Annotated in this window: 15 protein-coding genes; 7 read left to right on the top strand and 8 right to left on the bottom strand. The window is 73.1% G+C overall.

The genetic code is table 11. From position 1 onward, the window contains the following. Positions 1-79: 79 nt before the first annotated feature. Both AB0637_RS20420 and AB0637_RS20425 read left to right on the top strand, forming a co-directional pair. The gene (locus tag AB0637_RS20420) at positions 80-547 is read left to right on the top strand and encodes a nuclear transport factor 2 family protein (RefSeq protein ID WP_366174524.1); all 468 of its coding nucleotides are present in this window, start codon (positions 80-82) and stop codon (positions 545-547) included. Then, positions 547-1,113: a TetR/AcrR family transcriptional regulator gene (locus AB0637_RS20425; protein WP_366174525.1), complete on the top strand. Its 567-nt coding sequence runs from the start codon at positions 547-549 to the stop codon at positions 1,111-1,113. The genes AB0637_RS20420 and AB0637_RS20425 overlap by 1 nt, the downstream gene beginning before the upstream one ends. Positions 1,114-1,125: 12 nt before the next feature. On the opposite strand, the gene AB0637_RS20430 is transcribed toward AB0637_RS20425, so the two are convergent. Both AB0637_RS20430 and AB0637_RS20435 read right to left on the bottom strand, forming a co-directional pair. Then, positions 1,126-1,401: a hypothetical protein gene (locus AB0637_RS20430; protein ID WP_366174540.1), complete on the bottom strand. Its 276-nt coding sequence runs from the start codon at positions 1,399-1,401 to the stop codon at positions 1,126-1,128. A 110-nt stretch (positions 1,402-1,511) separates the two neighbouring features. Continuing rightward, on the bottom strand, positions 1,512-2,390 hold the full coding sequence (locus AB0637_RS20435) for a phytanoyl-CoA dioxygenase family protein (protein ID WP_366174526.1): 879 nt from the start codon (positions 2,388-2,390) through the stop codon (positions 1,512-1,514). A 72-nt stretch (positions 2,391-2,462) separates the two neighbouring features. Here AB0637_RS20435 and AB0637_RS20440 point away from each other — a divergent pair, with 72 nt between their 5' ends. Next, positions 2,463-3,230: a helix-turn-helix transcriptional regulator gene (locus AB0637_RS20440; protein ID WP_366174527.1), complete on the top strand. Its 768-nt coding sequence runs from the start codon at positions 2,463-2,465 to the stop codon at positions 3,228-3,230. Between the two features lie 4 nt (positions 3,231-3,234). Here AB0637_RS20440 and AB0637_RS20445 read toward each other — a convergent pair whose 3' ends face one another. Then, complete coding sequence (locus tag AB0637_RS20445) at positions 3,235-4,392, bottom strand: serine hydrolase (protein ID WP_366174528.1); 1,158 nt, start codon at positions 4,390-4,392, stop codon at positions 3,235-3,237. Positions 4,393-4,559: 167 nt separating this feature from the next. Here AB0637_RS20445 and AB0637_RS20450 point away from each other — a divergent pair, with 167 nt between their 5' ends. Both AB0637_RS20450 and AB0637_RS20455 read left to right on the top strand, forming a co-directional pair. Next, positions 4,560-5,327 carry an SDR family NAD(P)-dependent oxidoreductase gene (locus AB0637_RS20450; protein ID WP_366174529.1) on the top strand — a complete coding sequence of 256 codons (768 nt, stop codon included), beginning with the start codon at positions 4,560-4,562 and terminating at the stop codon, positions 5,325-5,327. Then, positions 5,324-5,953, top strand: a complete 630-nt coding sequence (locus AB0637_RS20455; protein ID WP_366174530.1) for a TetR family transcriptional regulator — start codon at positions 5,324-5,326, stop codon at positions 5,951-5,953. Before AB0637_RS20450 ends, AB0637_RS20455 begins: the two co-directional genes overlap by 4 nt. Before the next feature lie 22 nt (positions 5,954-5,975). Here the strand turns inward: AB0637_RS20455 and AB0637_RS20460 are convergent, their stop codons facing one another. Genes AB0637_RS20460 through AB0637_RS20475 form a run of 4 tightly spaced genes read right to left on the bottom strand, consistent with a single transcriptional unit; the run spans position 5,976 to position 12,820 of the window. Next, positions 5,976-7,502: a catalase gene (locus tag AB0637_RS20460; RefSeq protein ID WP_366174541.1), complete on the bottom strand. Its 1,527-nt coding sequence runs from the start codon at positions 7,500-7,502 to the stop codon at positions 5,976-5,978. A gap of 16 nt (positions 7,503-7,518) precedes the next feature. Beyond that, a complete protein-coding gene (locus AB0637_RS20465; RefSeq protein WP_366174531.1) occupies positions 7,519-9,315 on the bottom strand; it encodes a heparinase II/III family protein in 1,797 nt (598 codons plus the stop codon). Beyond that, positions 9,312-12,215 carry an aminotransferase gene (locus tag AB0637_RS20470; RefSeq protein ID WP_366174532.1) on the bottom strand — a complete coding sequence of 968 codons (2,904 nt, stop codon included), beginning with the start codon at positions 12,213-12,215 and terminating at the stop codon, positions 9,312-9,314. Before AB0637_RS20470 ends, AB0637_RS20465 begins: the two co-directional genes overlap by 4 nt. A gap of 26 nt (positions 12,216-12,241) precedes the next feature. Next, complete coding sequence (locus AB0637_RS20475) at positions 12,242-12,820, bottom strand: TetR family transcriptional regulator C-terminal domain-containing protein (RefSeq protein ID WP_366174533.1); 579 nt, start codon at positions 12,818-12,820, stop codon at positions 12,242-12,244. A 131-nt stretch (positions 12,821-12,951) separates the two neighbouring features. Here AB0637_RS20475 and argS point away from each other — a divergent pair, with 131 nt between their 5' ends. Both argS and AB0637_RS20485 read left to right on the top strand, forming a co-directional pair. Beyond that, on the top strand, positions 12,952-14,592 hold the full coding sequence (argS, locus tag AB0637_RS20480; protein WP_366174534.1) for an arginine--tRNA ligase: 1,641 nt from the start codon (positions 12,952-12,954) through the stop codon (positions 14,590-14,592). A 76-nt stretch (positions 14,593-14,668) separates the two neighbouring features. Continuing rightward, a complete protein-coding gene (locus tag AB0637_RS20485) occupies positions 14,669-15,001 on the top strand; it encodes a hypothetical protein (protein ID WP_366174535.1) in 333 nt (110 codons plus the stop codon). Here AB0637_RS20485 and AB0637_RS20490 read toward each other — a convergent pair. Beyond that, positions 14,959-15,350: HNH endonuclease signature motif containing protein (locus AB0637_RS20490; RefSeq protein WP_366174536.1), on the bottom strand; the 392-nt coding region annotated here is incomplete at its 5' end. The genes AB0637_RS20485 and AB0637_RS20490 overlap by 43 nt on opposite strands.

Below are 15,350 nucleotides of genomic sequence, written 5' to 3' on the forward strand. Positions count from 1 at the left end.
CGTGCGTTGACGGCCGTCGACCTCTTCTGTACCGTTCGGTCAAGACCATGCTGATCGGTACAGAACTGAGGAGACCGCCATGACCCGTCCCCCGCTCCCGCCGTTCACCGAGGCGACGGCGGTCCAGAAGGTGCGTGCCGCCGAGGACGCCTGGAACTCCCGCGACCCCGAGCGCATCTCGCTCGCCTACAGCGAGGACAGCTGGTGGCGGAACCGTTCGCAGTTCGTCACCGGTCGCCCGGCGATCGTGCGGTTCCTCACCGGGAAGTGGGAGGCGGAACTCGACTACCGGCTCGTCAAGGAGTTGTGGGCCTTCACCGGTGACGTCATCGCGGTGCGGTTCGCGTACGAGTACCACGACGCGGCGGGGGCGTGGTTCCGCGCCTACGGCAACGAGAACTGGCGCTTCGACGCCGACGGTCTCATGACGCACCGCCACGCCAGCATCAACGACGTCGCCATCGACGCCGCGGACCGGAGGTTCCACTGGGACGCCCCGGGGCCCCGGCCCGCCGACCACCCGGGGTTGAGCGAGCTCGGGCTCTGATGGCCCGCACCGTCCTGGACCGCGCGGACGCGGTGCGCGCCCTCGCCGGCGTCTTCCGGAAGCGGGGGTTCGACGGTGCCTCGCTGTCGGTCGTGCAGCAGGAGACCGGCATCGGCCGCGGCAGCCTCTACCACTTCTTCCCCGACGGGAAGGAGGACATGGCGCGGGCCGTGCTCGAGGAGGTCCGGGCCTGGTTCGACGAGCAGGTCTTCGCTCCGCTGCGCACCCCCGAGGACCCGGCCGCTGCGGTGGGCGCGACCATGCGCGCGGTCGAGGAGTACTTCCTGTCGCGGCACTGCGTCTGCCTCTACGCCGTCATGACCCTCGGCCAGGACCGACCGGCGCACGCGGAGGCGGTCCGCTCCTACTTCGCCGACTGGGTGGAACTGCTCGCGCGCACGGTGGAACAGGCGGGTGTCGCCGGGGACGAGGCGCGGGCCCGAGCGGTGGACGCGGTCGCGGCCGTCCAGGGCGCGCTGGTCCTGGCGCGCGCCCTGGACGACGACACCGTCGTCACCGGCGTCGTCGACCGCTCCCGTCGGCGGCTGCTCGACGGACTCGGCTGACGGCCCCGGACCTCACGCGCCGCCGACGTCGACCAGCTTCTCGAAGAGGAACTCGTACGGCAGGTACGCGGTGTCGTACTCGTGCCCCTCGGTGTGCGAGACGAGCTGCGACATCTGCAGAAGCCGCCACCCGTCGAGGAGGGCGTCGAGGCCGGTGGCGTACGGGGGTTCGTCGCTGTCGCCCATCGTCGGGCGGGAGCGGCCGGTGCCGTCGTAGCGGGTCCAGCCGATGACGGCGGAGTCGAGGGCGGAGGTGCCCAGGTACAGCACCATGACCTGCTGGCGCACGGTCGGGGTGGTGGACGGGACGGCGAAGGACTGCTCGACGCTGCCGAGCGGGGTGGTCGTGGTCACGCTGTTCTCCAAGGTCGGTGGGGGAGGGCGGGGGTTCCAGGGTTTCAGTGCCCCCAGCCGTTCGCCGCGTGGCTCGCACCCAACCGCACGTCGGTGGCGCCGGGCGCGATGAACTGCGGCCGCAACGTCTCGCGGGTCAGGTAGTAGTCGATGTCGAAGTTCTCGTCCCCGGTCAGCGTCCGCCAGAGCTTCGCGCGGTTCACGAGCTCGAGCCGGCCCTCGTTGGCGTTGGTCCAGCCGAACTGCCGGGTCAGCTCGCGCCGCACGCCGTCGCTGTCGATGTCGTCGGTGTTCCACAGCCGCAGCTGCCGCACGGACGGGTTGAACCGGATCTTGAACATGTAGCGGGGGACGTCGGAGTCGTTGCGCCGTCCGCCGTGCCAGATCCCGTGGTGCAGCAGCACGACGGTCCCGGCGGGGCACGTCAGGCGGGTCTGACCGGCGAGGTTCTGGTAGCGGCCGATGCCGGTCTGGTTGATCCGCCGGAGGTGGGTCCCGGGAACGCTGAGCGTCCCGCCCTGCTCGAGCGTCACCTCGCGGGGGTAGTACATGAGCTGGGCGTCGAACGCGTCGCGGCGGGTGTCGAGGATCGCGTCGCCGTGCATGTTCTGCGCTTCCCCGCCGCGCGGGGGGCGCACGTGGACGGCGTGGTGGTCGATGTGGGGGTTGGGCCCGACGAGGCTCTGGATCGCGCCGGCCACGACGGGCAGGTCGATGAGCTCGCGGACGAAGGTGCCCTCGGGGAACGCGACGTCGAGCGGCGTCCCGTAGGGCACGGGGTCGATGCCGGCGTCCAGGACGTCGATGGCCCGACGGTTCAGCTCGTCGGGGACGACGCCCTCGAAGGCGATCGCACCGTGGGAGACGAAGTGCGCCATCTCCACCGACGTCATGAGGTGCTTGCGGTCAACCTGAGCGGTCATGGTGTCGACGCTAGGCGCGCCGCGAGGGGCTCGTCGTGGCGGAGACCCGACGTCTGCTGGTAGGAAAGCGGCATGCTCGGGGTGGACCTGTCCGAACCTCCGCAGGTCGTCGCGCAGGGCCGCAGCGTCCACGGACGTGACCGGACCACCGAGGAGTTCGAGCTCCCCGACCTGTGGCAGCTGCACCTGTACGACTACACCGCCGAGCTCGAGGTCGACGGGACCACCTTCGGCATCGCCCCCGGCAGCCTCTCGCTCGTGCGGCCGGCGACGCCCGTGCGCTACCGCTACCGCGGCCCGTCACCGCACCTGTACGCCCACGTCCGCGCCCCGGTCACGAACGCCACGGGGCCGTGCGCCCTCGTCGTCACCGCCGGTCCGAACCTGCCGGTCTTCACCGACCTCATGGTCTCGGCGGTGACGAACGCGGCCGCGTTCCCCGAACGCACCCGAGCGGACGTGTGGATGGTCCTGCTCCGCCTGCGCGACGCCGTCCGGCCGCAACCCGGCAGTCCGGGACTGGCCGAGAACTACGTCGCGGCGACGATGTCGTACGTCGAGGCCCACCTTGCGGACGTGGTGACGGTTCCGGAGATCGCCCGGTCGGTCGGCGTCTCACCCGACCACCTCACCCGCGTCTTCTCCCGCACCACGGGGCAGACGGTCGCCGGGTACGTGCGCCGGCGCCGCATCGAGCACGCGGTCCACCTGCTGACGCGGACGACGATGTCCGTCAGCGCGGTCGCCGCCACGGTGGGCATCCCCGACCTGCAGGCCTTCAACAAGACCTGCCGGGCCGTGACGGGACGCTCACCGCGGCGACTGCGCGAGGAGGCGTGAGGCGTCAGTCGACGGAGCGCGCGACGGCCCGCAGGAGTTCCAGCGACTGACCCTCACGGTGGGCGCTCTCGGAGTCGGCCGTTCCGTACCTGCGGTTGGCGGACAGCTTGACCACGGTGACGGCGTTCGCCGGGTCGACGTAGACGTACTGGTTGTAGACGCCCGCGGCCATCCACTCCTCGCGCTCGCCCGGCGGCAGCCACCACTGGTAGCCGTAGCCCTCCGGCGTGGTCCCGCCCCCCACGACGACCCGGCCCGCCTCCAGGTGCGGCCGTGAGGCGGTCGTGGCCGCGGCGACCCACGCCGCCGGCAGGACCTGCACACCGTCGACCGTGCCGTGGTTGCGGTACAGCTCGCCGAGCCGGGCGAAGTCGCGGGCCACGAGGTTCAGTCCGGCGTAGCCCATCTCGACCCCGCTCGGGTCGACGACCCAGGCGCCCGGGCTCTGGAACCCCAGGGGTTCGCAGAGCTCCTCCTGCATGTAGTCGGCGAGGGTCCGCCCGGTCGCGTGCCGGACGAGGGCGGCGAGGGCCTGCGTGTCGCAGGAGTTGTACCGGCACAGGACGTCCGGATCCCGCTCCTTGGCCAGCGTGGCCACGAGCGTGTCGAGGTTCCCGCCCACCCCGGACGTGACCCGGGCCAGTCGCAGCGCGTCGGCCTCGGGGTCGCTGTAGTCCTCGTTCCACGCCGCGCCCGAGGACATCTGCAGCACGCTGCGGATCGGCACCCCGTCGTACGCCGAACCCGGTGCGACCGGGACGTAGTCGCTCAGAGGGTCCTCGACGTCGCGCACGAGGCCGTCGGCGACGGCGATGCCCACGAGCGTGGCCACGAAGCTCTTGGCCACCGACATCGACAACCACGGGACGTCCGGCCCGCCCGTGCGGAAGTAGCGCTCGTGGACGACGCGGCCGTCCTGGAGCACGAGGAGGGCGGACGTCTCCGTCTCGTCGAGGAACTGCGCCACGGAGTGCTCCGACCCGCCGAAGGTGAACGTGGTCGGCAGGTCGACGCGAGGTCCCTCGGGCCAGGGTCGGGGCCGGCGCGAAGGCGCCATGCCGCGTGTCCCGACGAGGTCCGCCATCCGCCCGAAGTGGTCGATCTGGGGCGCGCCGCTGAACAGGTCGAGGTCGGCGAGGACGCCGGGGGTCTGCGGGGACACGGGTCTTCCGATCTGCGGGGAGCACGGCAGGAGTCGAACGATCGTCCAAGTGGAGCACGTCGACGGGTGCGAGACAAGTCAGGATTCCTGCGATCGCAACCTTGCCTGGATACCTCGCGACCACCATGCTGACCGCACGTTCGTACAACTCCCGAGGAGGACGTTCCGTGAGCACCGACGGCGCGCAGCCGGTCGCCCTGGTCACCGGCGCCGGCAGCGAGAACGGCATCGGGTTCGCCTGCGCGCGGGCCCTGGCCCGGACCCACGCCGTCGTCGTGACGTCGACGACGGCACGCATCGAGGAGCGGGTCGCGCGGTTGCGGGCGGAAGGAGCCCGGGCGAGCGGTTTCGTCGGGGACCTCACCGATCCGGCCGTGGCCCGGGCCCTCGTGCAGCACGCGGTCGCGACGTTCGGGCGGCTGGACGTCCTGGTGAACAACGCCGGTCTGGTCTCCGTCGCGGGCGCGGAGACCCCGCAGGCCGTCGAGACGACCTCGGACGAGGACTGGCGGGCGGGCATCTCCCGCAACATGGACACGACCTTCCACGTGACCCGCGCGGCGGTTCCGCTGCTCCCGGCGGGCAGCGGCCGCATCGTCACGGTCGTCTCGGTCTCCGGGCCGGTCATGGCCTACGCCGCCGACGCCGCGTACCACGCCGCCAAGGCCGGACAGGTGGGGCTGACCCGGTCCCTCGCGGTCGACCTCGCACCCCGCGGGATCACCTGCAACGCCGTGGCGCCCGGCTGGATCGCCACGGGCTCCGCCTCGGCGCGGGAACTCGCGATGGGGGCGGCGACCCCCACCGGACGGTCCGGACGCCCGGAGGAGGTGGCGGAGGTCGTCGCGTTCCTCGCCTCGCCCGGTGCGTCTTACGTCACCGGACAGGTGCTGGTCGTCGACGGCGGGAACTCCGTCGCGGAGGAGCGGGGGTGAGCACGGACCTGCCCCCGGACCTCCCGGGGGCTCCGCCCAGCCGGAAGGGTGTGCAGCGCAAGGCGCAGGTCGTCGACGCGGCGCTGCGGGTCATCGGACGCGAGGGCGTCCGCGGTCTGTCGATGCGGGCCGTGGCGGCCGAGGCCGGGGTTCCGTTGGGTACGACGACCTACTACTTCGCGGACCGGGACGCACTCGTCGAGGCGGCGTTCCGGTGCCACGCCCAGCGCGAGACCGCGCGCGTCGTGGCCGCGGTCGCGGCGATGGGTCCCGACCTCTCCACAGCGGACCTCGCGCACCGGCTGGCGGACTTCGTGGTGGCCGGTCTCACCGAGCACCGGGACCTGCTCCGCACCGAGTACGAGTTCCTCGGCGAGGCGTCCCGGCGGTCCGGTCTGCAGGGTGCGTCCTCGGCCTTCCTCCAGACGCTGCAACTGCACCTGGAGGCCACCGTCTCGGCCCTGGGGTCACCGACGCCGCGGACGGACGCCCGGCTCGTGCTGGCGGTGGTCGCCGGGTTGGAGGTGGACCTGCTGGTCTCGCCCTTCCACCCGGCGACCGGACGCCTCGTCCGCGCCACCTTCGACCGGCTCTTCGCCGGCCTCGAGGCGGTGTGGTCGACCTGACCGGGATCCGTCGGTGGACCGCTCAGGCCTTGTGCTGCGCCGACCGGCGGGCCGAGTTGCCCTGCTCCTCCGCCTTGGGGTCCACGAGGTCCTGCTTCTGCGCGACCCCTTCGCGGATCCGACCGCCGATCGCGCTGTCGACGTTGTCCCAGTAGGCGAAGGCGCGCGTCAGGACGGCGTCGCTCACACCGTTGAGCAGGTGCCCCACGACGTTGTCGACGAAGCGACCGCGCGCTGCGTCGTCCATGACGTCGTTCAGGAGTGTGCGGGCCTGGCCCCAGTCGTCGTCCTCCGCGTGCTGCTCGTAGGCGGCGCGCACCGGCTCCCCGCCCGCGTCCCACCTGCCGGTGTGACCGGCGCGCTGCGGGTCGGCGGCGGGACCCCCGTAGGAGTTCGGGGCGTACACCGGGACGCCGGGGTTGCTGTAGCGCATGGCCCCGTCCTTGGCGTAGCTGTTGACGGGAGCCTTGGCGTGGTTCACGGGCAGCTGGGCGTAGTTCGACCCGATGCGGTACCGGTGGGCGTCGGCGTAGCTGAACATCCGGCCCAGCAGCATCTTGTCCGGGCTGACCCCGACCCCCGGCACCATGTTCGACGGCTCGAAGGCGGCCTGCTCGATCTCGGCGAAGTAGTTCTCGGGGTTCCGGTTCAGGGTGAAGCGACCGACCTCCTGCAGCGGGTAGTCGCTGTGCGGCCAGACCTTCGTCACGTCGAAGGGGTTGAAGCGGTAGTCCGCAGCGTCCTCCTCCGGCATGAGCTGGACGTGCAGCGTCCAGGACGGGAACTCCCCGTCGCGGATGTGCTCGTTCAGGTCGCGGATGTGGTAGTCCGTGTCGATCGAGGCCATCTGGTCGGCCTCGTCCTGCGTGAAGAACTCGTTGCCCTGGTCGCTCTTGAACGTGTACTTCACCCAGGTGCGCTTGCCCTCGGCGTTGATCCACTGGAACGTGTGCGACCCGTAGCCGTTCATGTGGCGCCACGTGCGCGGGATGCCCCGGTCGCCCATGAGCCACGTGACCTGGTGGGCGGACTCGGGGGACAACGTCCAGAAGTCCCACTGCATGTCGTGGTCGCGCAGGTGGTTGTCCGCGCGCCGCTTCTGCGAGCGGATGAAGTCCTGGAACTTCAGCGGGTCCTTGACGAAGAAGACGGGGGTGTTGTTGCCGACGACGTCGTAGTTCCCCTCGCTCGTGTAGAACTTCAGCGAGAAGCCGCGGGGGTCGCGCCACGTGTCCGGCGTGCCGGACTCGCCGGCCACCGTGGAGAACCGCGCCAGCATCGGCGTCGTGGTACCGGGCTGGAACAGCGCGGCCCGGGTGTGGGCGGAGACGTCACCGGTCACGCGGAACTCGCCGAAGGCGCCGCCGCCCTTGGCGTGCACGACGCGCTCGGGCACCCGTTCACGGTTGAACTGCGCCATCTTCTCGATGAGGTAGGCGTCGTGCAGCAGGATCCCGCCGCCGGGACCCTGGGTCAGGGAGTGCTCGTCGCTCGCGACGGGGATGCCGGCGTCGTTCGTCGTCGGCGCACCGGGGGCGGTGGTTTCCATCTGATCGGTCACCACCTCAGCATCTGCGCGCCCCGTACCCTCCGCCACTGGGAGTGATCTCCGTGCAGGCGACTCCCAGGCTGCCGTCCCGCCGATGCGGCAGTTCCAGCCGCAAGCGGGTGAGCCGCCCACCCCACACGTCCCGGAGCATCGGGTCGTCCAGCTCCCGGACGTCGAGCCGGGCCCCGACCACCGACGCGGGGTCCCACGACAGCTCGAGCACTCCCGCCCCCTCCAGAGCCTGCACGACGGCGCGCCCGGCACCCAGCTCCACCGTTCCCGCGAGGACGAGGTGCACGACGCTCGGCCGGGCCGTGTCGGCGCCGGTCCACCGGTCGGTCAGGACGACCTCGTCGCGCCGCCGGTCCAACCGCACGCTGCGCCGCCAGGTCGCCACCCCGCTGCCCGGGTAGGCGTCCTGCAGGTCGAGGGACACCTCGTCCGCGTCGGGTCCGAGGTCCAGCACGACGTCCCGTGCCGCACTCGCGCGCCCGGGGGTCTGGTCCACCCCACCGACCCGGGGCACGGAGTGCCAGGCGCTGCCCATGGTCCAGATCCCGTACCGGTCGGGTCCGAAGGTCGCCGCCGTGTAGGTGGGACGGCCCGGGTCGACGACCACGGGAACCCCGTGGAGGGCGACGACGACCGACCCGACGTCGCAGTGGTTGTGGTGCTCGTCGTCGTGGCCGCCCTTCACCGCGACGCTGAGGGGGTCCGACCGCGCCACGAGGACCTGCAGCGAGGACAGCACCGAGCGGCGCGGTGGCGCGGGCGCGACGGCCCGGTCCCGCGCGGCCCACCAGGTGTCGTCGGCCAGTTCGCGCAGCACGCGGCCGAGGCCCACGCGCACGTCGACCCGCGGGCGGCCCGCCCGTTCCTGCTCGGCCGCGAGGAAGGCCGCGTAGGTCTGGGCCTGCGCGTTCCCCACCCGCCGTGCCGCCGCGTGCAGGGCGTGCCACGGCAGGTCGTCCGCCGCCCGCGCCCGGGAATCGGCGAACGACGCGTGCCACGTCCCCCCGAGGTGCAGGGCCGGCGGGAAACCCGTCGTCGCCCGCAACCGCGGTTCGCGCGTCCAGTCCTGGACGAGGTCGAGCGCCTCGACCGCCCGGCAGGCACCGTTGAACCAGTAGTCGAACCCCTCGTCCGTCGCCCCGTCCTCGGGCAGCGCCGCGACGTACCGGCCGATCCCCTCGACCGCCAGGGCGACGAGCTCGTCCCGTTCGGAGCCGTCCGTCAGGGCGAGGGCGGCGGCCAGGACGTTGCCGTGGATCCACGGGTTCCAGTTGTGCACGTCTCCGTCCAGGCCCAGCCAGTGCCAGTCGCGCCGCTGCCGGAACGGGTCGAGGACCCGGACGCGCACCTCGTCGCGCAACCGGGCGCGCAGCCCCGGCCACCGCTCGTCGAGCCGGTCGCCGAGGGTGTGGTCGGTCCAGGCGAGCTGCCCGGCGACCTCCCCGGCGCCGAGGTCGAGGACGGGTCGCGCCGGATCGGGCACGAGCGTCCCGTCGTGCGCGGGCCAGCACCAGCTCGACTGCTCGCAGCGCAGCAGGACCGCGTCGGCGACGACGTCGAGGAGCTCGGGGTCGGCCGGGTCGGCGAGGGCGGCCAGGACGGCGCGGGACGTGCGGTGGGTGAGGGCCGCCACGAGCGCCTCGTGCTCGACCCGGTCGCCGTCGCGGCGCACCCGCGCCCAGGTGCGCGCCGTCGTCTGCGGCCACGGGAGGTCCCGGTCGGCGCGCGCCGCGGCCAGCACGGCCGGCACTTCCCGCGCCGGCACGCGACAGGGCGGCAGGTTGCTGCCGGGCGGGGTCACCAGCCCTCCGTGAGCACCCGGTCCAGGGTGTCGGCGAAGAAGTCGGCCGACTCCCGGGCGAGGCAGAGCGGGGGTTTGACCTTGAGGACGTTGAGGTGGTCGCCCGTCGGCTGCATGACGACGCCGAGCTCCAGGAGGCGGTCGCAGATCGCCGCGGTCTCGGCGGTGGCCGGTTCCAGCGTGTGCCGGTCGCGGACGAACTCGACACCGAGGTAGAGCCCGTCGCCGTGGACCGTGCCGAGCAGCTCGTGCCGGGTGCCGAGCTCGCGCAGTCGCGCGCGCAGGTGCTCGCCGACCTCGGCGGCGTTCTCCTGCAGCCGTTCCTCGCGGATGACGTCGAGCACCGTCGACCCGACGACGCTGGACAGGGGGCTGCCGCCGGTGGAGGAGAAGAAGTACCCCTGCGTCCGGTAGCGGTCGGCGATCTCCCTGCGCGTCACGACGGCGCCGAGCGGCGACCCGTTCCCGATGGACTTCGCCACCGCGACGACGTCCGGGACGACGCCCTGCTGCTCGAAACCCCAGAACCACTGCCCGAGCCGGCCGTACCCGACCTGGACCTCGTCGGCCACGGCCAGGCCCCCGGCCTCGCGCACGGCCGCGTAGACCGCTTCGAGGTACCCCGGCGGCAGCGCGACCCCACCGGCGTTCCCGAAGTACGTCTCGGCGACGAACCCCGCGACGTCGACGCGGGCCGCGAGGTCGCGGATGGTCGCGACGGCCTCGGTTGCGTATCTGTGCGCGTCGGCACCCCGGTGCCTGCCGCGGTAGGAGTTCGCGGCGTCGACCGTGTGCACCCAGTCCGGCCGCGTCGCGAGCGCGTTCGGGTTGTCCTGCACCGACGTCGAGACGGCGTCGCTGGCGAACGTCCACCCGTGGTACGCCTCGCGCATCGCCACGACGTGCCGGCGGCCCGTGGAGGCCATCGCGATGCGCAGCGCGAGGTCGACGGCCTCGGACCCGGAGTTCACGAGGAACACCGTGTCGAGCTCGTCGGGCAGGGTCGCGGCGATCTTCTCCGCGAACTCCGCGACGGCCGCGTAGTGGAACCGGGAGTTCGTGTTGAGCAGCCGCAGCTGGCGGCTCGCGGCATCGGCGACGCGCGGGTGCGCGTGCCCGACGGAGGCCACGTTGTTGACCATGTCGAGGTAGACGCGACCGTCGACGTCGGCGAGGTGTTCGCGCCAGCCGCGTTCGACCTGCGGCGGTTGCGCGTAGTAGTGCTCCTGCACCTCCGCGAGGACGCGTTCCCGGCGGCGCAGCACCTCCCGCGGCGCCTCGCGCACCACGGGTTCCACCCCGAGCAGCGGCGCCGGGTCGGCGACCAGGGCCAGCCAGCCGGGGGCGAGGGCGGCCCGCACCCGCGCGGGCACGTCGAGGTCACCCCGGCGCAGGACCTGCACGAGCACGGGCGTCCCGGCGGGCAGCCGGCCGAACTCCGCCCCCGCCTCGACGGGACCCTCCAGCGCCTCGGCCCCGGCGATCCGCAGCACGGTGTCGGTGCCCGCCAGCTCGACGGTCGTCCCGCTCACCCGCACCCGCCCCGGGAAGGGTGCACGCAGCGGTCGGGCCCGACCGAGCCACAGCGTGCTGCCCGTCGGCACCGACGCCGGTGGTGTCGCGCTGAGGGTCGGCGACCCCGTCAGCACGGGAACCCCGTGGGGCAGCACGACGACGTCCGCGCCCGCGGCCAGCCGGCGGGCGGCCTCGCGGTCCAGGGTCGTCGGGTCCTGCCACGCGCCGAGGTCGTTGACCTCCGACCGGGTGCTCGCGTCGAGCACGTCGACGACCAGCCCGTCGGGGAGCAGCCGGGCCCCGGTCGCCGGTGCCCGCGGCCCCGACCGCCCGAGGGCGTCGCGCAGCAGCGCGGTGACGACGGCCAGGGGGACCTCGGCCGCCTTCGCGAAGATGGTCCACTCGCGGTCCAGCCCGTCCTGCGCGTACGCGTTGTCCGGATCGAGCACGGCCTGGTCCCGGCCGGACAGGACCAGGACGGCTCCCCGCAGGACGACGAGCGGCCACAACGCGTCGACCTCGTCGTCGGTGAGGGGGCGTTCGGCGTCGAAGGCGCGGACGGCGGGCAGCACGCTCTCGACCTCGGCGCCGGCGTGGTGCAGGACCGAGGAGATCGTCACGGCGAGCTCGGCCACCCGGTAGGAGCGCAGGACGTCGCCGAAGTCCACGACACCGTCGGGCAGGACCCCGCCGGGCGCCACGACGACGTTGTCGTCGGTGAGGTCGAAGTGGCCGAGCTGGCGGGGCAGCCGGTCGGCGAGCGGTTCCAGCGCGGCGAACGCGGCGGCGGCGGCGGCGAGCACGCGTTCGCGGACGTCGGCGTCCGGGTCCCGCGGGGCCAGCAGCTCCACGACCCGCCGGGCGTGCTGCAGGTCCCACTGCAGGACCCGTTCCTGCGCAGGGTGTTCCACGGATTCCAGCGTCCGGCTGACGGCGGCGGCCAGGACGCCGAGCCGTTCGACGACGGCGGGGGACAGGTGGCGGGGGCCGTTGAGGGTCCGGCCGTGGACGACGGTCAGCAGTCGCGCGTGCAGCCGACCGCGCGAGGTGTCGAACCAGCCGCGCAGGGGGCGGTCGTCGTGGCGGACGACACACGCGACGCGCAGGTCGGGCCGGCCCGTCGCGAGGAGGTCGGCGGCGAGGTCGGAGAGGTCGACCTCGGCCTCGCTGAACGCGGGGTTGCTGATCTTGACGACTCCCACGGCCGCGCCGTCGGTGTCGTGGGCCAGGAAGTTCTGGTCCTGCTGGCTCCCCAGCGAGCGCAGCGTGACGTCGAGCCCCCACGCCTGCGCCAGGAGGACCCGCCACTCCTCGGCCGGCACGTCCGGGGCGGGGAGCGCGGGCTGGGAGAAGAAGTCGAAGAGCGGCGCGTCGTCGGCGGTCACGGGGGAATCCTAGACTGAAAAGTCAGTCAGGAACCAGGGGTCGACAGCAGTCGGCCCGCGAGGTCCCGCAGCGCGCGGACGGCGTCGGCGGTCGTCAGCTCGCCCGTCAGCCACCGGCTGTCGAGGCCCTCCATGAACACCGCGACCTGCAGGGCGACCGTGTCGGCGTCGACGTCCGCGGCGACGTTCCCGGCCGACTGGGCCTCGCGGACGGCGTCCGCGATGTCCTGCGTCCAGGCGCGGCTCGCGACCGCCATGGCCTCCCGCAGTGCCGGTTCGTGGACCGCGCTGGCCCGCAGTTCGTTCCAGGCCCGGGAGTGGTCGACGACCTCGGGGTCGTCGACGAACTCCGCCGCGAACTGCTCGAGGAGCCGCTCGACCGTCCGCGCCGGTTCGGTGCCCGGGCGCCGGCGGAACTCCAGCGCCTGGCGCGTCACGTGGTCGAGGGCGGCCGCGACGAGGGTGTCCCGGTCGGTGAAGTGGTAGTAGATGAGGCTCGTCGCGACGCCCACGCGGGCGGCGACGTCGCTGACGCGCAACCCCCGCACCCCGACGTCGGCGATCGCCTGGGCGCTCGCGTGGAGGATGTCGTCACGCCGGGACACCCGCGGCAGCCTATGACGCTACGCTGACGTCCATGTCCTCGACCCGGGTGCTGCGACGACGACGCCGACGCGTCCCCTGACCCACCCCTCGTCCGAGGGGTGACGCTCCCGTCGCACCCCGAGGAACCGCAGTGACCACGATCGAGAACACCCTGACGTCCCGGTTGTCCGCCGCCGCGCTCGCCGCGTTCGGCGTGGACGCCGACCCCGAGCTGCGGCCGGCGACGCGGCCCGAGTTCGGCCACTTCCAGACCTCCCTGGCCCTGCGCCTGGCCGGACCGCTGGGTGAACCGCCGCGGGTGCTCGGGCGGCGGTTGCTCGACGCGCTCGAGGTCGACGACCTCTGCCTCCCGCCCGTCCTCGCCGGAGCGGGTTTCGTGAACCTCACCCTGCGGCCGGAGTTCCTGGCTGAGCAGGTCACGGCCCACGCGTCCGACCCGCACCTCGGCGCGGAGAGACCTGCTGCCCCGCAACGGGTCGTCGTGGACTACTCCTCGCCCAACGTCGCCAAGCAGATGCACGTCGGCCACCTGCGGTCGACGGTGATCGGGGACGCCCTCGTGCGCGTCCTGGAGTTCGCGGGCCACGAGGTGCTGCGGCGCAACCACGTCGGGGACTGGGGGACCCCGTTCGGGATGCTCCTGGAACACCTGTCCGAGGTGGGGTGCCCACCCGACCCCGACCTCGCCGTCCTCGACGCGGCCTACCGGGCCGCGCGGTCGCGGTTCGACGGCGAACCCGGTTTCGCCGACCGGGCGCGGCGGCGCGTCGTGCTGCTGCAGGACGGCGACCCGGCGACCCGGGAACTGTGGCAACGGGTCGTGGCCGTGTCGGCGGCCGCGTTCGCGACGGCCTACGCACGCCTCGGGGTGCGGTTGCAGCCGGGCGACGTCGTGGGGGAGAGCAGCTACCAGGACCGGTTGCAGGGGACCGTCGACGACCTCGACGCGCTCGGTCTGCTGCGGGTGTCCGACGGGGCGGTGTGCGCGTTCCTCCCCGGTCTCCCGCCGCTGGTCCTGCGCAAGTCCGACGGGGGTTTCGGGTACGACGCGACGGACGTCGCCGCGCTGCGGTACCGGGTAGACGTGGACGGCGCCGACCGGCTCGTGTACGTCGTCGACGCGCGGCAGGGTCTGCACTTCGACCAGGTGTTCGCCCTCGCCCGCGCGGCGGGGTGGTTGCCGGACCACGTGACCGCGGAACACGTCGCCTTCGGCACGGTCCTGGGTGCCGACGGACGGCCCTTCAAGACCCGCGACGGCGGGACCGTGCCCCTCGACGCCCTGCTCGACGAGGCCGAACAGCGCGCCGGTTCCCGCGAGGTGGGGATCGGCGCGGTGAAGTACGCCGACCTGTCGTCGGGGTTGGGGCGGGACTACGTCTTCGACCTCGCGCGGATGGTCGCCCTGGACGGGGACACCGGGCCCTACCTGCAGTACGCGCACGCCCGGCTCGCGACCCTGCTCGCCCGGGCCGGCGGCGCGACGGATGCGGTGACCGTCCTGGAACACCCCGCGGAACTGCGGGTGGCGTTCCTGCTCACCGGGTTCCCGGGCGTCGTGCAGGAGGTCGTGCGAACGCTCGAACCCCACCGGTTGTGCGGGTACCTGCAGCGGCTCGCGGTCGCCGTGTCCTCGTTCTACGAGGCATGCCCCGTCCTGCGCGCGGACGAACCTGTGCGCAGCAGTCGGTTGGCACTGTGCGCCGTCGCCCGTCGGACGCTCGCCACGGGCCTGGACCTGCTCGGGATCGCGGCACCGGACGCGATGTAGGGCGATCCCGTGCACGGGTGGTGCAGTTCCCGGCAGGCCGGGATCCCGGTGCCGGCTGTGGGGGCAGAGTCTCTCCATGGGAGGAACTCAGCGGGTTCTGGGGACGGTTGCGGCGGTGTTGCTCGGCGGGTGCGGCAGTGCGGGCGACGTCAGCTTCGAGAACAACGGCACGACGGCGGTCCGTGTCGTCTGGGACGACGACGAGGGGACGGTCGAACCGAGCGGAGGTCTCGTCGTCCTCGGGTCCGGGTGCCTCGAGGGGGACGTGGACGTCGTCTACCCGGACGGGCGCGCGGTGACGGTCGACGGGCCGGTGTGCCCGGACCGGGTGGTGGAGATCGGCGACGCGGGCGTCGAACTGCGGGATCAGAACGGGGGCGGGTCGTCGGGGACCGGGTCGCGGACCTGACGTCGGCGCCGGTCCTCGAACACGTACTGGGTCTTGAACCGGTGGTGGCTGCGGCACACCGCGCGCAGGTTCTGCGCGGTGGTCGGACCGGCCGGGAACGGGACGACGTGGTCGAGGTCGCAGTCCACCGCCGGGACCGGGCAGCCGGGGGCGGTGCAGGTCTGGTCGCGGGCGGTGACGAACCGCCGCAGCGCCGCGCCGGGGCGGTAGGTGTCGGCGGCGACGTCCACGACGTGCCGGGTGCCCGGAGCCACGGTGAGGGCCCGCCACTGCGCCCCGGCGGTGCCGGCCAGGTCGCGGGCCACGTCGGCCGGGACCGGGCCGACACCGTCGACCCACGCGGGCTTGT

Source organism: Kineococcus sp. NPDC059986 (assembly GCF_040702905.1).
GTDB lineage: Bacteria > Actinomycetota > Actinomycetes > Actinomycetales > Kineococcaceae > Kineococcus.